The sequence below is a fragment of the Xanthomonas sp. BRIP62415 genome (assembly GCF_003993515.1).
GTDB classification, from domain to species: Bacteria; Pseudomonadota; Gammaproteobacteria; order Xanthomonadales; family Xanthomonadaceae; genus Xanthomonas; species Xanthomonas euroxanthea.
In genome coordinates, this window is sequence record NZ_QEZH01000037.1 from 337820 (window position 1) to 359956 (window position 22137).

General features: G+C 67.8%; 18 protein-coding genes. 14 read left to right on the forward strand and 4 right to left on the reverse strand.

Going from position 1 to position 22137, the window contains the following annotated elements; translation table 11 throughout:
• Positions 1 to 385: 385 nt before the first annotated feature.
• On the reverse strand, positions 386 to 1396 hold the full coding sequence (locus tag EO141_RS20815) for a TIGR00266 family protein (RefSeq protein ID WP_104585787.1): 1011 nt from the start codon (positions 1394 to 1396) through the stop codon (positions 386 to 388).
• A 249-nt stretch (positions 1397 to 1645) separates the two neighbouring features.
• A complete protein-coding gene (locus tag EO141_RS20820) occupies positions 1646 to 2491 on the reverse strand; it encodes an ATP-binding cassette domain-containing protein (RefSeq protein ID WP_164739355.1) in 846 nt (281 codons plus the stop codon).
• Between the two features lie 153 nt (positions 2492 to 2644).
• Here EO141_RS20820 and EO141_RS20825 point away from each other — a divergent pair, with 153 nt between their 5' ends.
• From EO141_RS20825 to EO141_RS20840, 4 genes are read left to right on the forward strand one after another with little or no spacing between them, the layout of a single operon-like run.
• On the forward strand, positions 2645 to 3850 hold the full coding sequence (locus tag EO141_RS20825; protein ID WP_104650437.1) for a fatty acid desaturase: 1206 nt from the start codon (positions 2645 to 2647) through the stop codon (positions 3848 to 3850).
• Between the two features lie 52 nt (positions 3851 to 3902).
• Positions 3903 to 4235: a calcium-dependent protein kinase 21 gene (locus EO141_RS20830; protein WP_127170158.1), complete on the forward strand. Its 333-nt coding sequence runs from the start codon at positions 3903 to 3905 to the stop codon at positions 4233 to 4235.
• Between the two features lie 48 nt (positions 4236 to 4283).
• On the forward strand, positions 4284 to 5021 hold the full coding sequence (locus tag EO141_RS20835) for an ATP-binding cassette domain-containing protein (protein ID WP_127170159.1): 738 nt from the start codon (positions 4284 to 4286) through the stop codon (positions 5019 to 5021).
• Complete coding sequence (locus EO141_RS20840) at positions 5018 to 6490, forward strand: glycine betaine ABC transporter substrate-binding protein (protein WP_127170160.1); 1473 nt, start codon at positions 5018 to 5020, stop codon at positions 6488 to 6490. The genes EO141_RS20835 and EO141_RS20840 overlap by 4 nt, the downstream gene beginning before the upstream one ends.
• A gap of 120 nt (positions 6491 to 6610) precedes the next feature.
• On the opposite strand, the gene EO141_RS20845 is transcribed toward EO141_RS20840, so the two are convergent.
• Positions 6611 to 7792: an aminotransferase class V-fold PLP-dependent enzyme gene (locus EO141_RS20845; RefSeq protein ID WP_127170161.1), complete on the reverse strand. Its 1182-nt coding sequence runs from the start codon at positions 7790 to 7792 to the stop codon at positions 6611 to 6613.
• A gap of 65 nt (positions 7793 to 7857) precedes the next feature.
• Between EO141_RS20845 and egtB the strand changes: the two genes are divergently transcribed.
• Genes egtB through EO141_RS20860 form a run of 3 tightly spaced genes read left to right on the forward strand, consistent with a single transcriptional unit; the run spans position 7858 to position 10415 of the window.
• Entirely contained in the window at positions 7858 to 9147 is a 1290-nt protein-coding gene (egtB, locus tag EO141_RS20850; RefSeq protein WP_164739357.1) for an ergothioneine biosynthesis protein EgtB, read from the forward strand.
• Positions 9144 to 10130: an L-histidine N(alpha)-methyltransferase gene (gene egtD / locus EO141_RS20855; RefSeq protein ID WP_127170163.1), complete on the forward strand. Its 987-nt coding sequence runs from the start codon at positions 9144 to 9146 to the stop codon at positions 10128 to 10130. The genes egtB and egtD overlap by 4 nt, the downstream gene beginning before the upstream one ends.
• A 15-nt stretch (positions 10131 to 10145) precedes the next feature.
• A complete protein-coding gene (locus tag EO141_RS20860) occupies positions 10146 to 10415 on the forward strand; it encodes a DUF3253 domain-containing protein (RefSeq protein WP_127170164.1) in 270 nt (89 codons plus the stop codon).
• 270 nt (positions 10416 to 10685) lie between these two features.
• On the opposite strand, the gene EO141_RS20865 is transcribed toward EO141_RS20860, so the two are convergent.
• A complete protein-coding gene (locus tag EO141_RS20865; protein WP_127170165.1) occupies positions 10686 to 14393 on the reverse strand; it encodes an indolepyruvate ferredoxin oxidoreductase family protein in 3708 nt (1235 codons plus the stop codon).
• A 194-nt stretch (positions 14394 to 14587) separates the two neighbouring features.
• Between EO141_RS20865 and EO141_RS20870 the strand changes: the two genes are divergently transcribed.
• From EO141_RS20870 to EO141_RS20900, 7 genes are all read left to right on the forward strand, one after another.
• The gene (locus EO141_RS20870; protein ID WP_127170166.1) at positions 14588 to 15226 is read left to right on the forward strand and encodes a tetratricopeptide repeat protein; all 639 of its coding nucleotides are present in this window, start codon (positions 14588 to 14590) and stop codon (positions 15224 to 15226) included.
• A gap of 693 nt (positions 15227 to 15919) precedes the next feature.
• Positions 15920 to 16837 carry an AEC family transporter gene (locus EO141_RS20875; RefSeq protein ID WP_104650431.1) on the forward strand — a complete coding sequence of 306 codons (918 nt, stop codon included), beginning with the start codon at positions 15920 to 15922 and terminating at the stop codon, positions 16835 to 16837.
• Positions 16838 to 16903: 66 nt separating this feature from the next.
• Entirely contained in the window at positions 16904 to 17977 is a 1074-nt protein-coding gene (locus tag EO141_RS20880) for a hypothetical protein (protein WP_127170167.1), read from the forward strand.
• Between the two features lie 159 nt (positions 17978 to 18136).
• The gene (locus tag EO141_RS20885) at positions 18137 to 18769 is read left to right on the forward strand and encodes a ParA family protein (protein WP_104585765.1); all 633 of its coding nucleotides are present in this window, start codon (positions 18137 to 18139) and stop codon (positions 18767 to 18769) included.
• A gap of 14 nt (positions 18770 to 18783) precedes the next feature.
• Positions 18784 to 19260, forward strand: a complete 477-nt coding sequence (locus EO141_RS20890) for a histidine phosphatase family protein (RefSeq protein ID WP_016904234.1) — start codon at positions 18784 to 18786, stop codon at positions 19258 to 19260.
• A 3-nt stretch (positions 19261 to 19263) separates the two neighbouring features.
• The gene (locus EO141_RS20895; protein ID WP_104585767.1) at positions 19264 to 19836 is read left to right on the forward strand and encodes a YceI family protein; all 573 of its coding nucleotides are present in this window, start codon (positions 19264 to 19266) and stop codon (positions 19834 to 19836) included.
• Positions 19833 to 21860, forward strand: coding sequence for a phospholipase D family protein (locus tag EO141_RS20900; protein WP_127170168.1), 2028 nt, complete (start codon positions 19833 to 19835; stop codon positions 21858 to 21860). The genes EO141_RS20895 and EO141_RS20900 overlap by 4 nt, the downstream gene beginning before the upstream one ends.
• The last annotated feature ends 277 nt before the right edge of the window (positions 21861 to 22137 follow it).

The following is a 22137-nucleotide window of genomic DNA, read 5'->3' on the forward strand; positions in this document are numbered from 1 at the left end:
GGGAGAATACACGCGTGCCATCACTGTGGCGCTGATGGTCGGCGTGCGTGGAGATTACTCAGAACGGCATCGTTTGCAGGCGTTGCACTCCTGGTCCCGGCAAGAAGGGCGCGCCGGTTCATTCGTGCGATGACCGCAGCCACCTGCACGCAGCACGGAACCAGAGCCCTCTCCCCGCGGGGCAAGAAGGCACTGCTTGCGCGCCATGGCGCACGTGCCTTGGAGCGCCCGCGCCGCAAGCGCGGGGCGGGGGGGGAGGGTACGGAGCGATGCCACATGGGAATGCGACCGCAGCAGGCTTCGTCCGTTCCCTCATCCGGCGCTACGCGCCACCTTCTCCCGGCGGGAGAAGGGTGGCAGTGCACCCGCCTGCCGCTTCACCCCATCAGAACCGGTTGTCCCCATCCAGCAACCGGCCCAGTCCGCCCAGCACCGAGCCTTCGCCGCGTTGCTGGCCGCCGGCCTGCGGGGCGGCCTGCAGCATGCGCCCGGCCATGCGCGAGAACGGCAGCGATTGCAGCCAGACCTTGCCGGGGCCGGTGAGGGTGGCCAGGAACACGCCTTCGCCGCCAAAGAACATGCTCTTCAGGCCGGCGACGCGGCGCACGTCCATGTCCACGCCGGCGTGATAGGCGACCACGCAGCCGGTATCCACATCGATGCGTTCGCCGGGGCCGAGCTCGCGTTCCACCACGGTGCCGCCGGCATGCACGAAGACCCAGCCATCGCCTTCGAGCTTCTGCATGATGAAGCCCTCGCCGCCGAACAGGCCGGTGAGGATCTTGCGTTGAAACGCGATGCCCAACGACACCCCGCGCGCGCCGGCCAGGAAGCTGTCCTTCTGGCAGATCAGTTGCCCGCCATGCTCGGACAGGCGCAGCGCCAGCACCGTGCCCGGATAGGGCGCGGCGAATGCGACCCTGGCCTTGCCGCTGCCGGCATGGGTGAACACCGTGGTGAACATGCTCTCGCCGGTGACCACGCGCTTGCCCGCCGACAGCAGCTTGCCCATCAGCCCGCCGCCGCCGCTTTGGCCGGCATGCGAGCCGTCGCCGAACACGGTGTCCATCTGCACTGCGGCGTCCTTGTACATCAGCGCGCCGGCCTCGGCGATGGCGCTTTCACCCGGGTCCAGCTCGACCTCGACGAACTGCATGTCGTTGCCGACGATGCGGTAGTCGATCTCGTCGGCACGCCCGGCCGCGCCGGTCAGCGGGGGCGGCAGGCTGCCGCCGCCCTGCAGCTCGGCCAGCTGGCGGGCCGGCGTCCAGCCATCGAGTCCGTCGCGCCAGGCCAGCGCGTCGGGCTGGCGCTGGGCATGCGCGCGGGCGCTGGCGTCGTCGAGTGGGCCGATGCGATCGGCCTGTCCGGGAACATGGAAATACCACTGGGCCATCGGAACGACTCCTGATCTGTGCGTGCGCCGAGTCTAAGCGCAGCCGCCGCGACCGCGTCCCGTGTCCAAGGTCATGCCGGGAGGGCGGTCAGGTGTGGTTGCCACCGGGCAGATATCCCACGCGTGCCGCTCAGGCCTGCATGCCGCCAGGGCGGTCGTGAGCAGGCAATCGCGTCGACGTGGGCCGGAGCGTGGCTGGCGCCTGCCTCCGACAACGCCGTTACGCTGACCGCCGCATTGGCCTCGCGCTTATTCCCCGACCGTCGCCCAGTAGCGCTCGCCGTCGCGCTGCACCCGCACCGGGCCGGCGAACACATCCGACAGGCTGGCATCGGTGAGCAGCGCATCGCGCGGACCGTCGGCCACCACGGTGCCGGCCCGCAACAAGATCACCCGCGCGATCTCCGGCACGATCTCCTCGATGTGATGGGTCACCAGGATCAGCGTGATGCCTTGCCGGGCCAGGTGGCGCATGGTGTCGAGCAGGTGCTGGCGCGCCACCAGGTCCAGGCCGGTGGACGGCTCGTCCAGCAGCAACGCCTGCGGGCGGTTGACCAGTGCGCGCGCGATCAGCACGCGGCGGGTTTCGCCGGCCGACAGTTCGGCAAACTGCCGGTCCAGCAACGGCAGGGCGCGCGCCAGGGCCAATGCCTCACGTGCCCGCGCGCGCATGGCGTCGCTGATCTCGCGATGCGGCGGCACCACATAGCTGGCGAAGAAACCGGACAGCACCGCGCTCTCCACATCCAGCCCCGGCATGTCGGCCAGGTTGACGCTGAGATCGCCGGTGACGATGCCCAGCTGCGAGCGCAGGCGATCCACCTGCCAACGCGTCTGCCCAAGCACCTTCACCGCCGCCTGGCCATCGGCGCGCACCAGCGGATACAGCTCGCGGGTGATCAGCTTGATGAAGGAGGATTTGCCGCAGCCATTGGGGCCGAGGATGGCGGTGTGCTGCCCCAGCGCGATGCGCAGGCTGAGCGCATGCAGCACACGCACCTGGCCGCGCATCACGCTGGCCTGGTCGAGCTCGATTAACGGGGTGGCGTTCGCAACAGCAGCAGGATCGGTGGACATCTGGGCAGTAGCCGTCATACGGGTGACATCAGGCGCAGTGGGGAAAGGAGGCGTGTGAACCGCTTTAGAAATGTAGGGCGCACCCTACGCATCCGAAGGGTGAAGTTTGCCGCCATCGCCCCCATCATGTCTGCATCGACCCAACCCGATGGCGCCGCTGTGGAGATGCCGATGTTGTCCGACCCGATCATCGACGTTCTGACCTCCGGCGTGGCCGGGCTGGGCGTGTGGGGCATGCTGGCGGTGCTGCTGGTGTTCACCCAGCTCACCATCTTCGCGGTGACCCTGTACCTGCATCGCAGCCAGGCTCATCGCGGTGTGGATTTCCATCCGGTGGTGGCGCACTTCTTCCGCTTCTGGACCTGGCTGACTACCTCGATGATCACCCGCGAATGGGTGGCGATCCATCGCAAGCATCACGCCAAGGTCGAGACCGAGGAAGACCCGCACAGCCCGCAGACCAAGGGCATTGGCCAGGTGTTCTGGCGTGGCGTGGAGCTGTACCGCGAAGCGCGCGCGCAGCGTGCCGACATCGAGCAGTACGGCAAGGGCGCGCCCACCGACTGGATCGAGCGGCATCTGTACACCCCGCATGCCAATGCCGGCCCGATCGCGCTGCTGGTGATCAACGCGGTCCTGTTCGGTTTGCCCGGCATCGCGCTGTGGGCGATCCAGATGGCGTGGATTCCGTTCTGGGCCGCCGGCGTGGTCAACGGCCTGGGGCACTGGTGGGGCTATCGCAATTTCGAATCGGCCGACACCTCCACCAACCTCACGCCGTGGGCGCTGTGGATCGGTGGCGAAGAGCTGCACAACAACCATCATGCGTTCCCGAGTTCGGCGCGGTTCTCGATGCGGCGCTGGGAGCTGGATATCGGCTGGGTCGCCATTCGCGGGCTGCAGGCGATCGGCCTGGCCAAGGTGCTGCGCGTGGCGCCGTCGCTGGACATCCGCCCCAACATCGCCGTGCCCGATGCCGACACGCTCAAGGCCCTGCTCTCGCATCGCTTCCAGGCCATGACCGACTACCAGCGCAATGTGTTCACCCCGGCGCTGCGCGAAGAGGCCGCGGCCACCGGCGCCAAGCTGCGGCAGTTGCTGCCGCGGCGCCTGCGCAAGGGCCTGGTCGATGACGGGCGTTGGCTCAAGCCCGATGCGCGTGCGCAATTGCAGCACTGGGTGGCCGAGCGCCCGCGCATGCGCACGCTGGTGGAGTACCGCGCACGCCTGACCGCCGTGCTGGAGGCGCGCAGCCACGATGCGTCCGAACGGCTCAAGCACCTGCAGCAGTGGTGCCACGAAGCCGAAGCCAGCGGCAATGCCGCCTTGCAGGCCTATGCGGCGCGGTTGAAGGGTTATGCGCTGAGTGGGTCGTGAGCATGGCGGCACGCGGGCTGATGTGCGTGCGCGCGGAGCGCATGGTTCGGTCATGCGCGGTCTGGTGATGGCCTGTGGTGTGTGCGGGCCGGCCGTGTTCGCGCAAGCGCAGGTGCAGGACAGCCAGCAGTATCTGCAGCGCATGGATACCGATGGCGATGGCCGCGTCGGCCGCGATGAATACCTGGTGTGGATGAGCTACGCCTTCGATCAGCGCGACCTGGACCACGACGGCGTGTTGCAGGGTGACGAACTGCCTGGCCGACGCGGCAAGCCGATCACCCGCGCCGCGCATCGCGCCACGCTGATCGAGCGTTTTGCGCGGCAGGACGCCAACGGCGACGGCTACCTGAGCGCACGCGAATTGCTGGCGCCGCCGCGCTGATGCGCACCTTCGCGCGCGTCTGACGCTGCGTTCGGCAAGCTCGAGCGCATGTTCACTCTCGACCAGGTCAGCCGTCGCTACGGCCAGGCCATTGCCCTCGACACCGTCTCCCTGCAGTTCGCCAGCGGCATCACCACCGCCTTGATCGGCCCCAGCGGCGCCGGCAAGTCCACCGTGCTGCGGATGCTGGTGGGGCTGGAATGGCCGGACAGCGGCACGGTCGCTTTCGATGGTGCGCCGCTGCAACGCGCCGGCCTGCAGGCGCAGCGCCAGCGCATCGGCTATGTGATCCAGGAAGGCGGGCTGTTTCCGCATCTGGATGCACGCAGCAATGTGGTGTTGCTGGCGCAGACGCTGGGCTGGACGCGGCAGCGCATCGATCAACGCCTGCAGACCTTGTGCGCGCTGTGCCAGTTGCCGCCGGAGCTGTTGGCGCGTTATCCGGCCGAGCTCTCCGGTGGTCAACGCCAGCGCGTGGGATTGATCCGGGCGCTGATGCTGGATCCACCGGCCTTGCTGCTGGACGAGCCGCTGGGCGCGCTCGACCCGATCGTGCGTTACGACCTGCAGGCGCAGATGCGTGCGCTGTTCGCCCAGCTCGGCAAGACCGTGGTGCTGGTGACCCACGATGTGGCCGAAGCGGCCTACCTGGCCGACACCCTGGTACTGATGCGCGCCGGCCAGGTGGTGCAGCAGGGCAGTGCGCGCAGCCTGCTGGAACAGCCGGCTGATCCGTTCGTGCAGCGCTTTCTCACTGCGCAGCGCAGCATCGACGACGCCGCATGAGCGCGCGCGTGCTGCTCGCCATTGTATTGCTGATCGGAAGCGTCGGTGCGCAGGCCGCGCAGGTGACAATCGGCTCGAAGAACTTCACCGAGGCCGTGCTGCTGGGCGAGATCGCCACCGCCGCCGGGCAGCGCGACGGGGTGGACGTGCAACACCGCGCGCAACTCGGTGGCACGCGCATCCTGTGGCGTGCGTTGGAAACCGGGCAGATCGACGCCTACGCCGAATACACCGGCACGCTGGCGCAGGAACTGCTGCAGCTGCCCAAGGCCAGCCAGGCCGAACTGCGCGCCGCACTGGACGCGCGCGGGCTGGCGATGACCGATTCGCTCGGCTTCCAGAACACCTATGCCTTCGGCATGCGCGTCGAACGTGCGCAGGCGCTCGGCATCGCCTCGATGTCGGATCTGGCGCGGCATCCATCGCTCACGATCGGCCTGAGCAACGAATTCATGCAGCGCGCCGACGGCTGGCCGGGCGTACGCGCCGCGTATGCACTGCCGCAGACCGCGACCGGGCTGGATCACGATCTGGCCTATCGCGCGCTGCAGAGCGGGGCGATCGAGGTCACCGATCTGTACAGCACCGACGCGGAAATTCCGTATTACCGGTTGCAGGTGCTGCGCGACGACCGCCACTATTTTCCCGATTACCAGGCGGTGTTCCTGTATCGCAAGGACCTGGCGCAGCGCTCACCGGCGATGCTCACGGCATTGCAGGGGCTGCAGGGGCGCATCGACGAGGCGACCATGCAGCGGCTCAACGCGCAGGTGAAGCTGGAGCGTCAGTCCGAGGCGGCCGTGGCGGCGCAATGGCTGGGCGTGGCGCCCGCATCCGCAGCCGATTCGCGCATCAGCCGCCTGCTGCGACATACGCGCGAGCATCTGGCCCTGGTCGGCATCTCGTTGGGGTTTGCCTTGCTGATCGCGTTGCCGCTGGGCGTGCTGGCGGCGCGGCGGCCACGGCTCGGGCAGGTGGTGCTCTCCCTGACCGGCGTGCTGCAGACGCTGCCGTCGCTGGCGGTGTTCGTGTTCATGATTCCGCTGTTCGGCATCGGCGCCAAACCGGCGATTGCCGCATTGTTTCTCTACAGCCTGCTGCCGATCGTGCGCAACACGCATGCCGGGCTGACCGCGATCCCGCGTGAGTTGCGCCAGACCGCCCGGGCGATCGGGCTGCCGGCGTGGACGCGCCTGTGGCGGGTGGAGCTGCCGCTGGCGCGTCGCACCATCGTGGCCGGCATCCAGACCGCGGCGGTGATCAACGTGGGCACCGCCACGCTGGGCGCCTTGATCGGCGCAGGCGGCTACGGCCAACCGATCCTCACCGGCATCCGCCTGGACGACATCGGCCTGATCCTGGAAGGCGCGATTCCCGCAGCGGTACTCGCGCTGGTCGTGCAGGCAGTGTTCGAAGGCCTGGAGCGCTGGGTCACGCCGCGTGGCTTGCGCCTCAGCCAACGCGCCTGACCACGTAGGAGCGGACCCGGCCGCGACGGGGCCTTACCGAGCGTTGTCAGGCGTTACCGGGATGACGCCATGTTTCGGTAATGCCCCGTCGCGGCCGGGTCCGCTCCTACGGGCGCTGCGTCATGGCTCTGGCAGCGCTGCGATCAGGGCTGAGAGCGCATCACCGGTGACACTCAGGTGCGGTGCGATACGTAGGCGTCCGTGCCGCCGCGTGCAGATCGCCCCGCGTTCGCCGAATGCCGTTGCCACGGCCTCCAGCCGGTGTGCCGGCGGCTGCAGGGCGGTCAGATGCGGCGCGTGCGCGGGTGTGCACCAGCTGCCCAGACCGCGTGCCTGCAGCGCCGCATCCCACTGCGCGGTGAGCGCGCCCAACGCCTGCCCGATGCGCGCCGGGCGCCAGGCCGCGACCTGCTGCAATGCCGCCGTCGCCATCGCAATCCGCAACGGATCGGCAACCCCGCCGGCATCGAAGCGCCGCGCGCCGCCGCGATAGGACGGCGCCTGGGCGACCGGGAATTCCCAACTACTGCCGGCATCGCGGCCGATCCAGTGCTCCTCGATCGGCACGCCCCGCGCACGCCATTGCGGGGCCACCCATAGCCAGGCCAGTCCCATCGGCCCGAGCAGCCATTTGTGGCCGACGCTGACCACAAAATCCGGCCGCCAGCGCGGCAGCTCGGTGGGCAGCACGCCCAGGCTCTGGCTCAGGTCCAGCACCAGCGCCGAACCGCGTGCGTGTACCGCGGCGCTGATGCGGTCCAGATCGAGCTGTCGTCCATCCAGCCAGTACGCCTGCGGCAACGTCACGATGCGCAGCGCCGCGGTGTCGGCAATGGCCTGTAGCACCGCATCGGTCAGGCCATCGCCACCGCCCGTGGACACCGCCACGATATGTGCACCGACCTCGGCACAGCAGCGTTGCCAGATCAGCAGGTTGGAAGGGAACTGGCCGTCCAGCAGCAACACCGCCTCGCCGCGTTGCAACGGCAGATTGCGCGCGGCGGTCGCCAGGCCGTGTGCGGCCGAGGGCAGCATCGCCACGCCGTCGGCATCGTCGTCGAACAGGCCGGCAGCGAGCGCACGCAAACGCTCGATGTCCTGCAGCCAGGCATCGAACGGCAGCCGCCACGGCGTGGCCAGTGCATCCACCGCCTGATGCGCAACGGTGTGCACCGCGCGCAGCAGCGGGCCGCGCGAGGCGGCATCCAGATAGATGATGTCGCCAGGCAACGCAAATGCCTGCTGGCGATGTTCCCATGCGACGGGCGTGGGGAGCAGGCTGGACAAAGAAATTGAGGACATGGCAACAGCTTACCGCTGGCTGCCACGCTGCCGACACGGCGCGTTCACGTGCGGTCCTCAAGCATATGGCGATGTCTGCACTCTCACCTCTGCTGGGCCACCACCAGCAACGGCAGTTGACGCTGCTGGAACGCTACGCGCAGACCCGCGCGCTGAGCGATCGCCTCGCCGCACCCTTGAGCGCTGAAGACGCAATGGTGCAGAGCATGCCCGACGCCAGCCCCAGCAAGTGGCATCTGGCGCATACCACCTGGTTTTTCGAACGCTTCGTGCTGCAGGCCGATCCGGCCTACCGCGTGTTCGACCCGGCCTGGGATTTCCTGTTCAACAGCTACTACCAGAGCGTGGGCCCGATGCATGCGCGCGCGCGCCGCGGGGTGTTGTCGCGGCCGTCGTTGCAGCAGGTGCGCGACTACCGGGCCGCAGTCGATACGCAGATGCAGCAGCGCCTGGGTGATGGGACGTTGGATGCGCAGGCCTGCACCATCGTGCAACTCGGCATCCAGCACGAGCAGCAGCACCAGGAATTGCTGTTGACCGATATCAAGCATGCGCTGTGGAGCAACCCGCTGCAGCCGGCGTATCGCGATGCGCCGGCCCCGCCTGCTGCCGTTGCCAGCACGCTGCGCTGGCAGGCGCGCGACGAACAGATCGTGGAGATCGGTGCGGCCGCATGGCCGCAGGCCGATGCCTTCGCCTACGACAACGAGTCGCCGCGTCACCGCGTGCTGGTCGGCGCGCATGCGTTGGCGCATCGGGTGGTCAGCAACGCCGAGTTCCAGCAGTTCATCGACGCCGGAGGCTACCGCAGTGCCGGTGCCTGGCTCAGCGATGGCTGGGCGATGGTGCAGGCGCAGGGCTGGCAACATCCGCTGTATTGGGATGCGGACGGGCGCGAGTTCACCCTGGATGGCTGGCGCCAGCGCGATGCGCATGCGCCGGTATGCCACCTGAGCCTGTTCGAAGCCGATGCGTTCGCGCGCTGGGCCGGCGCGCGCCTGCCCACCGAAGCCGAGTGGGAACAGGCCGCCACCGGTGTGCCGGTGCAGGGCAATTTCGTCGATAGCGACACCTTGCATCCGCGCGGTGCCGACGCGGTGGATACCGGCCTGCAGCAGTTGTTCGGCGATGTCTGGGAATGGACCGGCAGCGCCTACCTGCCGTATCCCGGCTTTGCGCCGTGGCCCGGGTCGCTGGGCGAATACAACGGCAAATTCATGAATGCGCAATGGGTGCTGCGCGGTGGCAGCTGTGCCACCCCGGCCAGCCACGTCCGCGCCAGTTATCGCAACTTTTTTCCCTCCGATGCGCGTTGGCAGTTTGCCGGCGTGCGCCTTGCCAAGGATCTGCCTTGAACGCCGCCGCCCATGCCATGCAACGCGCGCACGCCGCACTGACCGACCTGCGCCCGCAACCGGACGACATCACTGCCGACGCGCTGGCCGGCCTGTCGCAAACGCCCAAGACGCTGCCCTCGAAGTATTTCTACGATGCACGCGGCTCGCAGTTGTTCGAGGCGATCACCCGGCAGCCGGAGTACTACCTCACCGGCACCGAACTGGCGTTGCTGGAGGCGAGCATGCCGGCGATCGCGCAGGCGATCGGCGCCGGCGTGCACGTGGTCGAATACGGCAGCGGCAGCGGGCGCAAGACCGAGTTGCTGCTGCAGGGGCTGCGCGATGTAGTGGCCTACACGCCGCTGGAAATCTCGCGCACCGCCTTGCTCGACAGCACCGCGCGGCTGGCGCAGCAGTTTCCGCAGATCCAGATGCTGCCGGTGTGCACCGACTTCACCAAGCCGCTGCAGCTGCCGCAGGCGCAGCGCCCGGCACGCCGGCATCTGGTGTTCTTCCCCGGTTCCACGCTGGGCAATTTCACCGACGCTGCCGCCATCGAGTTGCTGGATGCGATGCGCCAGACCATGGGCAGCGACGGCTGCGCGCTGATCGGCATCGACCTGGACAAGGATGCCGGCCTGATCGAGGCCGCCTACAACGATGCGGCCGGCGTCACGGCCGAATTCACCTTGAACCTGTTGGCGCGGCTCAACCGCGAGATCGGCAGTGACTTCGATCTGGACGGCTTCCGCCACCATGCGGTGTACGCGCGCGAACGTGGCCGTATCGAAACCTTCCTGATCAGCCAGCGCGCACAGCGCGTGCAGGTGGGCGGCAAGGAATTCGAATTTGCCGACGGCGAAGCGATGCAGGTCGAATACAGCTACAAGTACACCGACGCACGCTTTGCCGAACTCGCCGCTGCCGCGGGGTTGAAGGTCACCCACGGCTGGAACGATGCCAAGGACTGGTTCGGCCTGCGCGTGTTGCGTCCGCTCTGATCTCGCGCGCCTGGCGTGCAAGGAATCGATGACGGACAGATCGCCGCGACCATGCGCGCGCTGCTGGCGCGCCGGCTGCCGCAGCAGTCGATCTGCCCGTCCGAAGTCGCCCGCGCGCTCAGCGGGGACGAGAACCGCTGGCGTGCGCTGATGCCGCAGGTACGCGCCGTTGCTGCCGATCTGGCCCGCAAGGACGTGGTACGGGTCACCCAGCGCGGCGACGTGGTCGACCTGGGCACGGTGCGTGGCCCGGTCCGTCTGATGCGTGGTCGGCATTTCGAATGACGCGCGCTGCCCTGCGTGCGTATCACCGCTTGTGCAAGGCAGGAAGATGTGGCCGATCATTGCACCGGCAGCGCATTGCCCCGGCATGTGCTGACCGCTGCCGTGCATAAACGCGATGGCCGTGCATAAACGCGATGCTGTGCCGCAGCGGCGCCGGCGCGATCTCCCAGCTTCACCACAGGAGCCTGTCGCTACTGCACTGCCGGCAAGCGTCAGCCGATCCGCGCGCAAGGTTCCAGCGCTGCAACGCGGACCTGGCCGCCCTGTCGTCTAGGCCGCCTGCACCACATGCAAGGCCTTGGGATTGCGCCACTGCGCCAGCAGCGCGGCTTGGCGTGCCTTGGCTTCCTCCAGGTGCGCGTGCTTGATATGCCCATAGCCACGGATATGCTCGGGAATGCTGGCGATCTGCGCCGCCAGGCCGACGTTGTCGGTATCCAGCCGTTCCAGAAGCGTGTCCACTGTCGCCACGTAATCGGCAATGAGCTGACGCTCGCCACGCCGTTCGGCGCTGTAGCCGAACACATCGAGCTTGCCGCCGCGCAGGAATCTCAGCCGCGCCAACAGCTTGAACGCAGTGAACATCCACGGCCCGTATTCGCGCTTGATCGCATGGCCGTGCGCATCCTTCCTGGCCAACAGCGGCGGTGCCAGGTGGAAGCGCAGCGTGTAGTCGCCTTCGAACTGCTGCTGCAGCCGGCGCTGGAAGTCGCCGCGCGTGTACAGGCGCGCCACTTCGTATTCGTCCTTGTAGGCCATCAGCTTGAAGGCATAGCGCGCTACAGCTTCGGTCAAGGCAGTGCTGCCGGGCGCGCGTTGGGCCTCTTGCGCACGCACGCGCTCCACCAGCGTGAGATAGCGCTGCGCGTAGGCAGTGTCTTGATAGTCGGTCAGAAACGCGATGCGGCGCGTAATCGCCTCGTCCAAGGACTGCGCCAGCTGCTCATCGTCGAGCGGATGCACCGGCGCATCGACCTCGCCATGCAGCGTGCTGCCATCGGTCCGCGCCAATGCACGCGGCGCGCTCTGTCCGCCGAGATCGTGGTCTTCCCAGCTGCCGGGCGCACGCGCGGCCGGCGTGTCGCCGTGCAGGTGCACAGACGTGTCAGCGGTGGTCATACCGGCAGCGCGTTGCACCGCCGGCAGATCCACTGCCGCCAGCCGCCCCCATGCAAACGCCTGCTGGTTCATCGCCACCGCCGCGCCATTGAGCTCGATCGCGCGCATCAATGCCGCATGCGACAGCGGCACCAGCCCGTGCTGCCAGGCATAGCCGAGCACGAACAGGTTGCTGGCGATCGCATCGCCCAGCAGCGCGGTCGCCAGTTGCGTGGCATCCAGCAACAGCGGTTCCTGGCCGCCCAGGGCGGTGCGCACGCCGGCGATGATCTCGGCGGCGGGGAACTGCAGATCCGGCTGGGTGGTGAAGTTGCCCGGCATCGCTTCGTAGGTGTTGAGCACCACCTGGGTGCGGCCGTCGCGCACCTTGGACAGGGCCCAGTAATCGTTGACCACCACCATGTCGCAGCCCAGCACCAGGTCCGCTTCGCCGGCGGCGATGCGCACCGCGTGGATATCGGCCGGCCGGCGCGCGATGCGGATATGCGTGGTCACCGCGCCGCCCTTCTGCGCCAGCCCGGTCTGGTCCAGCACCGTGGCACCCTTGCCTTCCAGATGCCCGGCCATGCCGAGCAGCGCACCGATGGTCACCACGCCGGTGCCGCCGACGCCGGTGATCAGGATGTTCCAGGGCTGTTCCAGCGTGGTGCGTTGCGGCGGCGCGGGCAGGTTGTCCAGCAATGCGCTGGCATCGCGCTGCTTGCCCTTGCGCGGTGCACCGCCATGCACGGTGACAAAGCTCGGGCAAAAGCCCGACACGCAGGAATAATCCTTGTTGCAGTTGGATTGGTCGATCTGCCGCTTGCGGCCGAATTCGGTGTGCTTGGGCAAGACCGACACGCAGAAACTCTTTTCGCCGCAATCGCCGCAGCCCTCGCACACCAGCGAATTGATCATCACGCGCTTGGGCGGGTCGATCAGCTTGCCGCGCTTGCGGCGGCGGCGTTTTTCGGTGGCGCAGGTCTGGTCGTAAATCAGGATCGACACGCCCTTGATCGTGCGCAGATGCTGCTGCACCGCATCCAGCTCGCTGCGGTCGTGAAACGCCACGTCGCTGGGGAAGCGCTCGCGCCGGCGCGTCCATTTGCCGATGTCGTCGCTGACCACGATGATCGCGTGGATGCCTTCGGCGCGCAGCTGGTGCGCGATGTCCGGCACGGTGAGCGTGCCGTCCACCGGCTGGCCGCCGGTCATCGCCACCGCATCGTTGTAGAGGATCTTGTAGGTGATGTTGACGCCGGTGGCCACCGACTGCCGGATCGCCAGCGAGCCGCTGTGGAAATAGGTGCCGTCGCCCAGGTTCTGGAACACGTGCGGCGTCTCGGTGAACGGTGCCTGCCCCGACCAGGTGACGCCTTCGCCGCCCATATGGGTGAAGGTGTCGGTGGAGCGGTTCATCCAGGTCACCATGTAATGGCAACCGATCCCGCCCAGCGCACGCGCGCCTTCCGGCACCGCGGTGGAGGTGTTGTGCGGGCAACCGGAGCAGTAATGCGGCACGCGCGGGAACAGCGCGCGCGGCAAGGCCATTTCGGCTTCCTTGGTCTCCATCCAGCGCAGCCGGTGGTCAATCGACTCGGTCATCGCGCTGGACGGCAGCGCAAAGCGCTGGATGCGCTTGCCGATCACTGCCGCGATCGTGGCCGGGGTCAGCTCGCCAGTGGAGGGCAGGATCCATTCGCCCTGCTCGTCGTACTTGCCAACGATGCTCGGCCGCGCACCGGCGCTGGCCGGCCAGTTGTAGAACAGCTCCTTCATCTGGCGCTCGATGAAGGCCTTCTTCTCCTCCACCACCACGATGTCGTCGAGCCCACGCGCGAACGCGCTGATGCCCACCGGCTCCAGCGGCCAGGTCATGCCGACCTTGTACACGCGGATGCCGATCTGCGCGCAGGCCTGCGCGTCCAGGCCCAGGTATTCCAGCGCCTGCAGCACGTCCAGATAGCTCTTGCCGGTGGTGACGATGCCCAGCCGCGCATGCGGCGAATCCAGCACCACTTTGTCGATCCGGTTGGCGCGTGCGAAGGCCTGTGCGGCGGCGATCGCATAGCGATGCAGGCGCATTTCCTGGTCCACCGGCGGGTCCGGCCAACGAATGCTCAAGCCACCCGGCGGCAGCGCGAAGTCCTCCGGCAGCACGATGCTGCGTGCGAACGGATCCACATCCACCGAGGCGGAAGATTCCACCGTCTCGGCGATGGTCTTGAAGCCGACCCAGCGCCCGGTATAGCGGCTCATCGCCCAGCCGAGCAGGCCCATGTCCAGGATGTCCTGCACCCCGGCCGGGTTGAGGATCGGCATCATCGCGCTGACGAATTCCTCTTCCGAGCCGTGCGGCAGGGTCGAGCTGCGGCAGGCATGGTCGTCGGCGGCCAGTGCCAGCACGCCGCCATGCGGCGAGGTGCCGGCGGCGTTGCCGTGCTTGAACACATCGCCGCTGCGGTCCACGCCCGGGCCCTTGCCGTACCACATGCCGTAGACGCCCTGCACCTTGGCGCCGGGGAACAGGTTGGTCTGCTGGGTGCCCCAGACCATGGTGGCGGCCAGGTCCTCGTTGAGGCCGGGGGTGAAGGTCACCCTGGCCGCGTCCAGATGCTTGCGCGCACGCCACAGTTCCAGATCGAAGCCGCCCAGCGGGCTGCCGCGATAGCCGCTGACAAAGCCGGCAGTGGCAAGGCCGGCGGCATCATCGCGCAGGCGTTGCATCAACGGCAGCCGTACCAGTGCCTGCACGCCGGACAAGTAGATGCGCCCGTCGGCGCGCGTGTACTTGTGCTCCAGCGTGTAATCCGCATCGACCTGGCCGAGTTCCGGCGTGTTGGCAGCGTCGGGAGAAGAGAGTGCAGCGGTACTGGTCATGGCGTGCCCGGAAAGGGTGGCTGGGACCCGGTGCGTGTCATCCGAAACCGGATGACACGCCCGACGGATTCCAAAACGGCGGCCCAAAGTGTAGCAGTCGCCTTTCACGCGCCCGTTGCATGCGGATGCGCAGCCGCCGCGCTGCGGTTACGATGGGAACGGGAAGGGTCGTTTGCTGTCAGGGGATAAAGCCAGTGAAAAGGAAATACGCATGGGCCGCGATGTTGGCCTTGCTCGGGGGCGTGTGGTCGATGGCGCAGGCGCAGAACCTGCCCAAGCCCAAGGAGTTCTATTTCGACGAAGATCGCGGTACCACCAAGGCGGTGGTGGCCGTGCAGGGGCAGGGCGATGCAGTGATCGACCGTTTGGCGGCGATGGTGCAGCGTGACGCCCGCGCTGCCGAACCGCGCGCGCAGCTGGCGTCGCTGGCCTATGCGGGGGGACGCACGCAGTTGGGCGACGAGCTCTATCAGGGCGCCCTGGGGCTGGTCTCCAGTGGCAGCCAGCAATACCGCGCCATCACCTGGAACTACGGCTGGGACCTGTTGCGCGCCGACCAGGCCGACAAGGCCCTGCAGCAGTGGGCCACCCTGGCCAACGGCCGCCCGGCCGCGCCGGCCTGGCTGCCGACCACTGCGGCATTGGCGCTATGGCGCACCGGGCGTAAGCAGGAAGCGGTCGAGTGGTATGCCGCCGCTGTGCGCACCTGGCCGGATCGCTGGAGCAGCACCACCGGCTACGCCACCCTGCTGCCGGACTGGCGCGAGGCCGAACGCGCCACGCTGGCCGAGGTCTTTGCCGCATGGCAGGCGAACCCGCCGGCATTTCCGTAACTCGGCGGGGTGCTGCGGAAAGCCCTTGCAGCGCGCCGCTGTATCACCTCTCGAGTCGTTTTGCGGCCGGCACCAGCAGGCCAACGCGACTTGCGGTTGGCCTGTGCGGGCAGGTCAGTCGTACAGCGGATGATTTGCGGCCTGGCTGCAGGGGCCCTTGCCCGCCCACCATCGCGGGACACGCCGCAAGTACGTCCTTGTAGGCTCTTACGCGGCATCCATGCCGCGTAAGGTCCCGCGACGGTGAGCGGGCAAGGACCAGTCGGGATGGTCGGTGCGCAAGGTTAAGAGCGGTGCTCGATATGCCCTGTTCGATCAGCATGCATCTGCTCCACGTCTGGTGCACGCCGCACGACAGACAGCGAGCGCCGACCAACTTTCCTGGTGCGGTGCCCTCGCCGGTTGCGGGACCGTGTGGCGGCAAGGATGCCGTCACCGAGCCTCCCCGGATGGCTCTACGGCGTGTCCCGCGAGCGGTGAGGCAGCGCGCCTCTCGAACGCCCAGCGTTTGGCGGCACCCGGGTAACCGCAAGACTCGGCATGTCCGTCACCAGGAGTTGATCGAGCGATCTGCGCGACGCGTCGGCGTGCTTGCCGATTTGGCTGGTCGCCAATCCAGCCCGGCATCGATCCAGGCACGACACGCCCACTATGCGATCCTGAGCGTCGCTCTCCCACGGACCTGACCACGCCATGGCGGTGGATGCATTTGCGTTGATTCTGGCGATGCTGGGGCTCGGCCTGCTGTTCGCGCGCCTGCGGGTGCTGCCGGACAACAGCGCCGATGTGCTCAATCGCATCGTGTTGTACATCTGCCTGCCGGCTTCGGTGCTGACCTATGTGCCGCGTCTGCATCTGGATGCCTCGCTCGGTGGCGTGATCGCCACGCCGTGGTTGCTGACCGCACTCATCGTGCCGCTGCTGTGGAGCTGCAGCCGGCTGTTGCGGTTCAAGCGCGAGGAATACGCCGCGCTGCTGATGTGCGTGGTGTTCACCAACTCCAGCTTCATCGGCTTTCCGATGGTGCGCGCCTTGATCGGCGATCACGCCCTGCCGTATGCGGTGGTCTACGACCAGTTCGGCACCTTCGTGCTGCTGTCCACGTTCGGGCTGTACGTGCTGGCCCGCTACAGCGGCGACACGCCGCCGACTGCACGGCTGATCCTGGTGCGCGTGCTGCGGTTTCCGCCGCTGTGGGCGTTGCTGTTCGCGCTGACGGTGATGCCGGAACAGCCGCCGGCCTGGATCGGCTCGGGCTTGAAGAGCCTGGCCGACGCGATGCTGCCGCTGGTGATGCTGGCGGTGGGCTTCTCGCTGCAGTTGCGCCTGCCTGCAGACGAACTCAAACCCTTGGCCGTCGGCCTGGTCTTCAAGCTGGCCGTGATGCCGGTGCTGGCATTGCCGCTGTCCTGGGCGCTCGGCCTGCATGGCGCGATGCTGCAGACCAACGTGCTCGAATCGGCCATGCCCACCATGATCACCGCCGCCGCGCTGGCCATCTCGCACCGGCTGGCGCCGCGTTTGGCCGCGGCGATGGTCGGCTACAGCATCCTGCTGTCGCTGCTGACCCTGCCGGCATGGGCCTGGCTGTTGGCGCGCCTGGCCGCTTGATGCGGCGTACCCCGTGTGAAATGCTGGCGCGCACCATTGCGCGCCCCACACGGACAGGAGCAACACATGCACGGATATCGCTTGATCACCACTGCGCTGCTATGGCTTGGCGGCGTCTTCGCGACGCAGTCCGCTCTGGCGGCATCGCCCGCCACCCCACCGGTTCCGGCGGATGATCCGCTGATGACTCACTGGGTGAGCCAGGTCGGCCAGACCATGCAGGCACGCCTGCGCAGCATGGCGGCCAGCGGCGAGCCCAGGCAGCTGTATCTGGCCGGTCTGCTGTGGATCGATGCCGAGGACGAGGCAGTGTCGGCCGCAGACGGAGGCTATGCACCCATCCAGCGCGCCTGGCTGCAGCGTGCCCTGGACGCGCGGCCGCGCGATCGGTTGGTGGCGCGGATGGAAGCGGTCGGTTGTGCCCCCGGATTGCGCTGCGACCCAGGCGCCGCGCGGGCGTTCCTGGAGCAAACCGATGCCGGCAATGCCGCCGTGCATCTGCGCGCCTATGCGGCTGCACAGCGCCGCGGCGACCAGGCGGCCGCCGAACGCGCCTGGCAGGCGGCCGTGCAGTCCGATCATTTCGACAGCGGTGTGCTGGAGCTGGGCCAGGCCCTTTATGCCGTCTACGACGGCGTGCAATGGCCATCGCTGGCCTCGGTCAGCTTGCGCGAGCGACTCGACGCCCAAGGGTTTCCGTCCACGGGCGCCGGCATGGCGGCGATGTTCGTGATGGGTACCTGGTCTGCACATGCACTCCCCGCGCTCGGCGATCTGATGCGGCGCTGCAACCCCGGTGCCACCACGCCCGCGTTACGCGACGAGTGCATGGTCGTGCTGAACAACGTGGCCAACGACGAGTCCACCCTGACCACGGCCGTGATCGGCACCAAGGGCATGGCCGCACTGAGCAGCGGCGCCGACGCCACCCGCTGGCAGGCGCGGACGCGGGAGCTGCAGTGGCTGCAGCAGCAACTGCAGCGCAGCGCACCCTCGGTCGATGCGCAGGTCGCCGCACTGGATGCGATCCTGACGCAGGGCGAAGTGCCGGCGTTGCGCGCGCGCCTGCAGCGTCAAGGCCTTGCCGCGCAACCGCCGGCGGACTGGCAGCCGGGCGCCGCGAGCAGCCAGCCCCGCTGATCCGCTGATCCGCGTGGTCGTTGCATGCGGCAGCGGCCATGTACCGGGGCCGATGTTGCAGCGCGATGGCGCCTGCCGAGGGACGTTTAACGCCTTTCGACTACTTCCTCACTTCGTCGCGGTGTACGCTGCCGGCTTGCTCCCGGAAGCGAGGCGTGCATGAAGACAGTCCTGGTGGCCGCCTCCAAAGGCGGCGTCGGCAAGACCACGATCGCCACCAATCTGGCCGCACATGCGGCCCTGCAGGGCCAGCGCACCGTGCTGGCCGACGCCGATCCGCAAGGCTCGTCCACGCGTTGGGCGCAGCGTCGCGCCAGCCTGGAAAGTGCGGTGCTGCCGATCGATGCCACCCGCCGTCGCAACTGGCAGGCCGCGGTGCCCGACGGCACCGACCAGCTGATCATCGATGCCCCGGCCGGTGCAATGGCCGATGACCTGAGCGGCTTCCTCGACCATGTCGACGCCATCGTGGTGCCGGTGCTGTCCTCGGCGCTGGATATCGAAGCGGTGGTCGGCTTCCTCAACACGCTGGCCAAGGTGCCGCGCGTGCATCAGCGCAAGCTGCCGGTGGGCCTGGTGCTCAACCGCGCCCGCCCCTGGACCCAGACCTCGCAGCAAGCTGCCGAGATGATCGGCGCCTGGCCCTATCCCCTGGTGGCCCAGCTGCGCGACACCCAGGCCTATGTGGTCATGGCCGGGCTGGGACGCAGCCTGTTCGATTACCGCTCGGCGCAGGTGCGCGACCATCAACAGGATTGGGAGCCGCTGTTCAAGTGGCTCAAGAAATCCTAGACCGGAGTGTTTTCATGCGCGAACTGATACTGCTGCGACACGCCCACGCCGAGCCGGCCGATACCGGCCAGGCCGATCTGGACCGCCCGCTGTCCCCGCACGGCATCGCCGAGGCCGAATCGGCCGGCCGCTGGCTGCGGGAGCAGCGCCTGGTGCCCGATCGCGTGCTGTGCTCGCCGGCGCGGCGTGCGCGCGAGACGCTGGAAGCGGTGCTGGAGCTCACCGGTTATATCGAACAACGCCTGGACGAACGGATCTACGACGCCACCCCCGGCACCCTGGCCAGCCTGGTGGACGAACACCGCGATGCCGAGCGGCTGCTGCTGGTCGGCCACAACCCGGGCCTGGAACGGCTGGCGGCGCTGATGCACAGCGGCCAGACCGGCGACTACCGCGGCATGCCGACCGCCGCGATCGCCCTGCTGGCACTGCCACTGGACGCGGCCATCGAACCAGGCATCGCCCGCCTGACCGCCTTCTGGTGGCCTTGATCCGTGCCATCGTCGCTGCGCTGGTTTGCCTGGCTCGCGCTCTGGGTCGCTCTTCCCTGCGTGGCGCAGCAGAAGCTGCATTCCATCGATCCGGTGCAATCGCGCTTCGGGTTCGAGATCAGGACGCGCTTCGGCATGAAGATCGAAGGGTTTTTTCCGCGCTTTCGCGGTGAACTGGCGGAATTGCCGGACGGACGCCAGCAGGTGCGTTTCCGTCTGGATGCCACGCAGGTGGAAATTCCCGGCAAGGATCGCTACACCGCGTGGATGCGCGGTGAGGATTTTTTCGACGTCGCGCAGTATCCGGTGGTGGAATTCGAGTCGCGTCCCTACGCCGAGGAGGTGGTGAAGAAGGGCGGTGACATCACCGGCAACCTGACCATTCGCGGAATCACCCACGTCGAGACCCTGCATGTGGTGCCGGCTGAATGCGCGCGGCCGGGCTATGATTGCGATGTGATCAGTCGAGGTACGGTCCTGCGTGGACGTTACGGAATGAATGCGTGGCAGATGGCCCTGGGCGACAGGGTGACGTTCATTCTGCGTGGGCGGCTGCAGGAGGCGCGGCGCCCGTGAGGTTCCTGTTGAGGGTGATTGTGCTGGCAACGCTGTTGCTCGGCACCGGATGTGCCGGCCTGTCACAAATCGAGCGCAACCGTGCCGCCGGGGTGGCGGCCGCCGCCCGCAGCACCGTTGTCAGCTGCACGCAGGCCAATCGTTGCGCCCAGCCCTCGCCGCTGCGCGCGCTGGGTGGCGAGGCGATCACCGCCTCCACGCCGGCCGCGCCGCGGCATTACGCCACCATCGTCGACCATGGCGAAGAATCGCTGGTGGCGCGGCTCAACCTGATCCGCAGTGCCACCCGCAGCATCGACCTGCAGACCTACATCTTCGACAAGGACGACAGCGCGCGCATGGTGCTGGATGCGCTGACCGATGCGGCGCAGCGCGGGGTCAAGGTGCGCATCCTGATCGATCAGCTCTCGGCGATCGCCGATCTGCAGATTCTCGGTGCGCTGGCCAGCACCCATGAAAACCTGCAGCTACGCATCTACAACCCGACCTTCGGCAAGGTCAAGCTCAATTACTTCGACTATGCCGGCAGCGTGGTGTGCTGCTTCCGTCGCTTCAACCAGCGCATGCACAACAAGCTGCTGGTGGTGGACGACGTGCTCGGCGTGGTCGGCGGGCGCAATTACCAGGACGACTATTACGACTGGGACAGCGAGTACAACTTCCGCGACCGCGACGTGATCCTGGCCGGGCCGGAAGTGCGTGCGATGGCGGCCAACTTCGACGCGTTCTGGCACGCGCGCCGCAGCGTGCCGGCCGAGCGTCTGAACGATGTCGGTCGCCTGCTGCTGGAACAGGGCGCACCGAAGATGCCGCCAGCCACGTTCCGCCGCCCCGAGCGGGTGGAACGGGTCGACCAGGAGGCGCGCGATCCGCAGTTCGTGCGCGAGGCGTTCGTGGCCCCGGCCATGCCGGTGCAGCGCGTGCTGTATGTGGCCGACCTGCCGCAGAAGCACCGCAAGGAACACACCGCCAAGGCCGTGTCCACCGCGCCCGAGCTGGACGGCCTGATCGCCAATGCGCAGCAGGAAGTGCTGCTGCAGACGCCCTACCTGGTGCTGTCCGACCAGGCCCAGGCAATCTTCCGCGCACTGCGCCAGCGCCCGCAGCCGCCGCGTATCGTGGTGTCCACCAACAGCCTGGCCGCCACCGACAACCCGATCGTGTATGCGCTGTCGTACAAGTTCAAACGCCGCAACATGCGCGAGCTGGGCTTCAACATCTACGAGTTCAAGCCGTTCCCGCTGAATGCACCGGTGGACTACGCCAACCTGGTGCCCGATCCGTTCAACCCGGAGGCGGCCGAGCCGGCCGACGACGATAGTCGCGTCAATCGGGTGATTGGCGGCAGTGCAGCCGGCAATGCGATGCGGGGCAGTGGCAGTGACGGTGGTGGTGGCGGCACGGCCGGCAGCGCAATCCGCGGCAGCGGGGGCGGCGCAGGCCGCGTGCCGGGCGGCAGCGAGGTCGATCGGCGCGTGCTGCGCACCGAGACGCGGCCGTCGTTCCTGGGCACGCGCGCGGTCAACAAGCCGCTGCCGGTGACCCGTGCCGGTGCGCGTATGGGCCTGCATGCCAAGTCCTTGGTGGTGGACCGCCGCATCGGCGTGATCGGCACGCACAACTTCGATCCGCGCAGCGAGAACTACAACACCGAAGCGGCGGTGGTGATCGACGATGCGCGCTTTGCGCAGGCGCTGGCGGCCAGCATCGCGCGCGACATGGCACCGGAAAACGCCTGGACCGTGGCCCCGCGCGAAAAGCCGCCGGTGCTGAGCGGGTTGAACTACAGCGTGGGCAAGGTGTCCGAAGCCTTGCCGGTGCTGGATTTCTGGCCCTGGCGCTACGCCACCAACTACGAGTTCCAGCCGGGGCCGGGTTGCCCGTTCCCGCTCAAGCGCCAGGACCCGCAGTTCCGGAAGTGCTATGTGGCGGTAGGCGATTTCCCCGAGGTCAACGTCGGCCCGAAGTGGCTGCTGGTGCGGATGCTGACCGCCTTCGGTGCGGGATTGGTGCCGATCCTCTGATCCAGCGGCGCCGGTCCCGGCGCCGGCATCGAGACGGCGCGTGGTCGTTGGTGCATCGTGGAGAGGCACCGCCGCATAGGCGCAGTACGCTGAACCAGGTCGCGTCACACCGCCAGCCGGTTGAAAGCGGCCGTGGCGGCTCTGCTTGCAGGGGCAGTCACAGTAGTTGCACCAGCCCCCCGCGCCGCGGATGCTTTCCCGATTCCCGATTCCCGATTCCCGATTCCCGATTCCCGATTCCCGATTCCCGATTCCCGATTCCCCCAATCCCCAATCC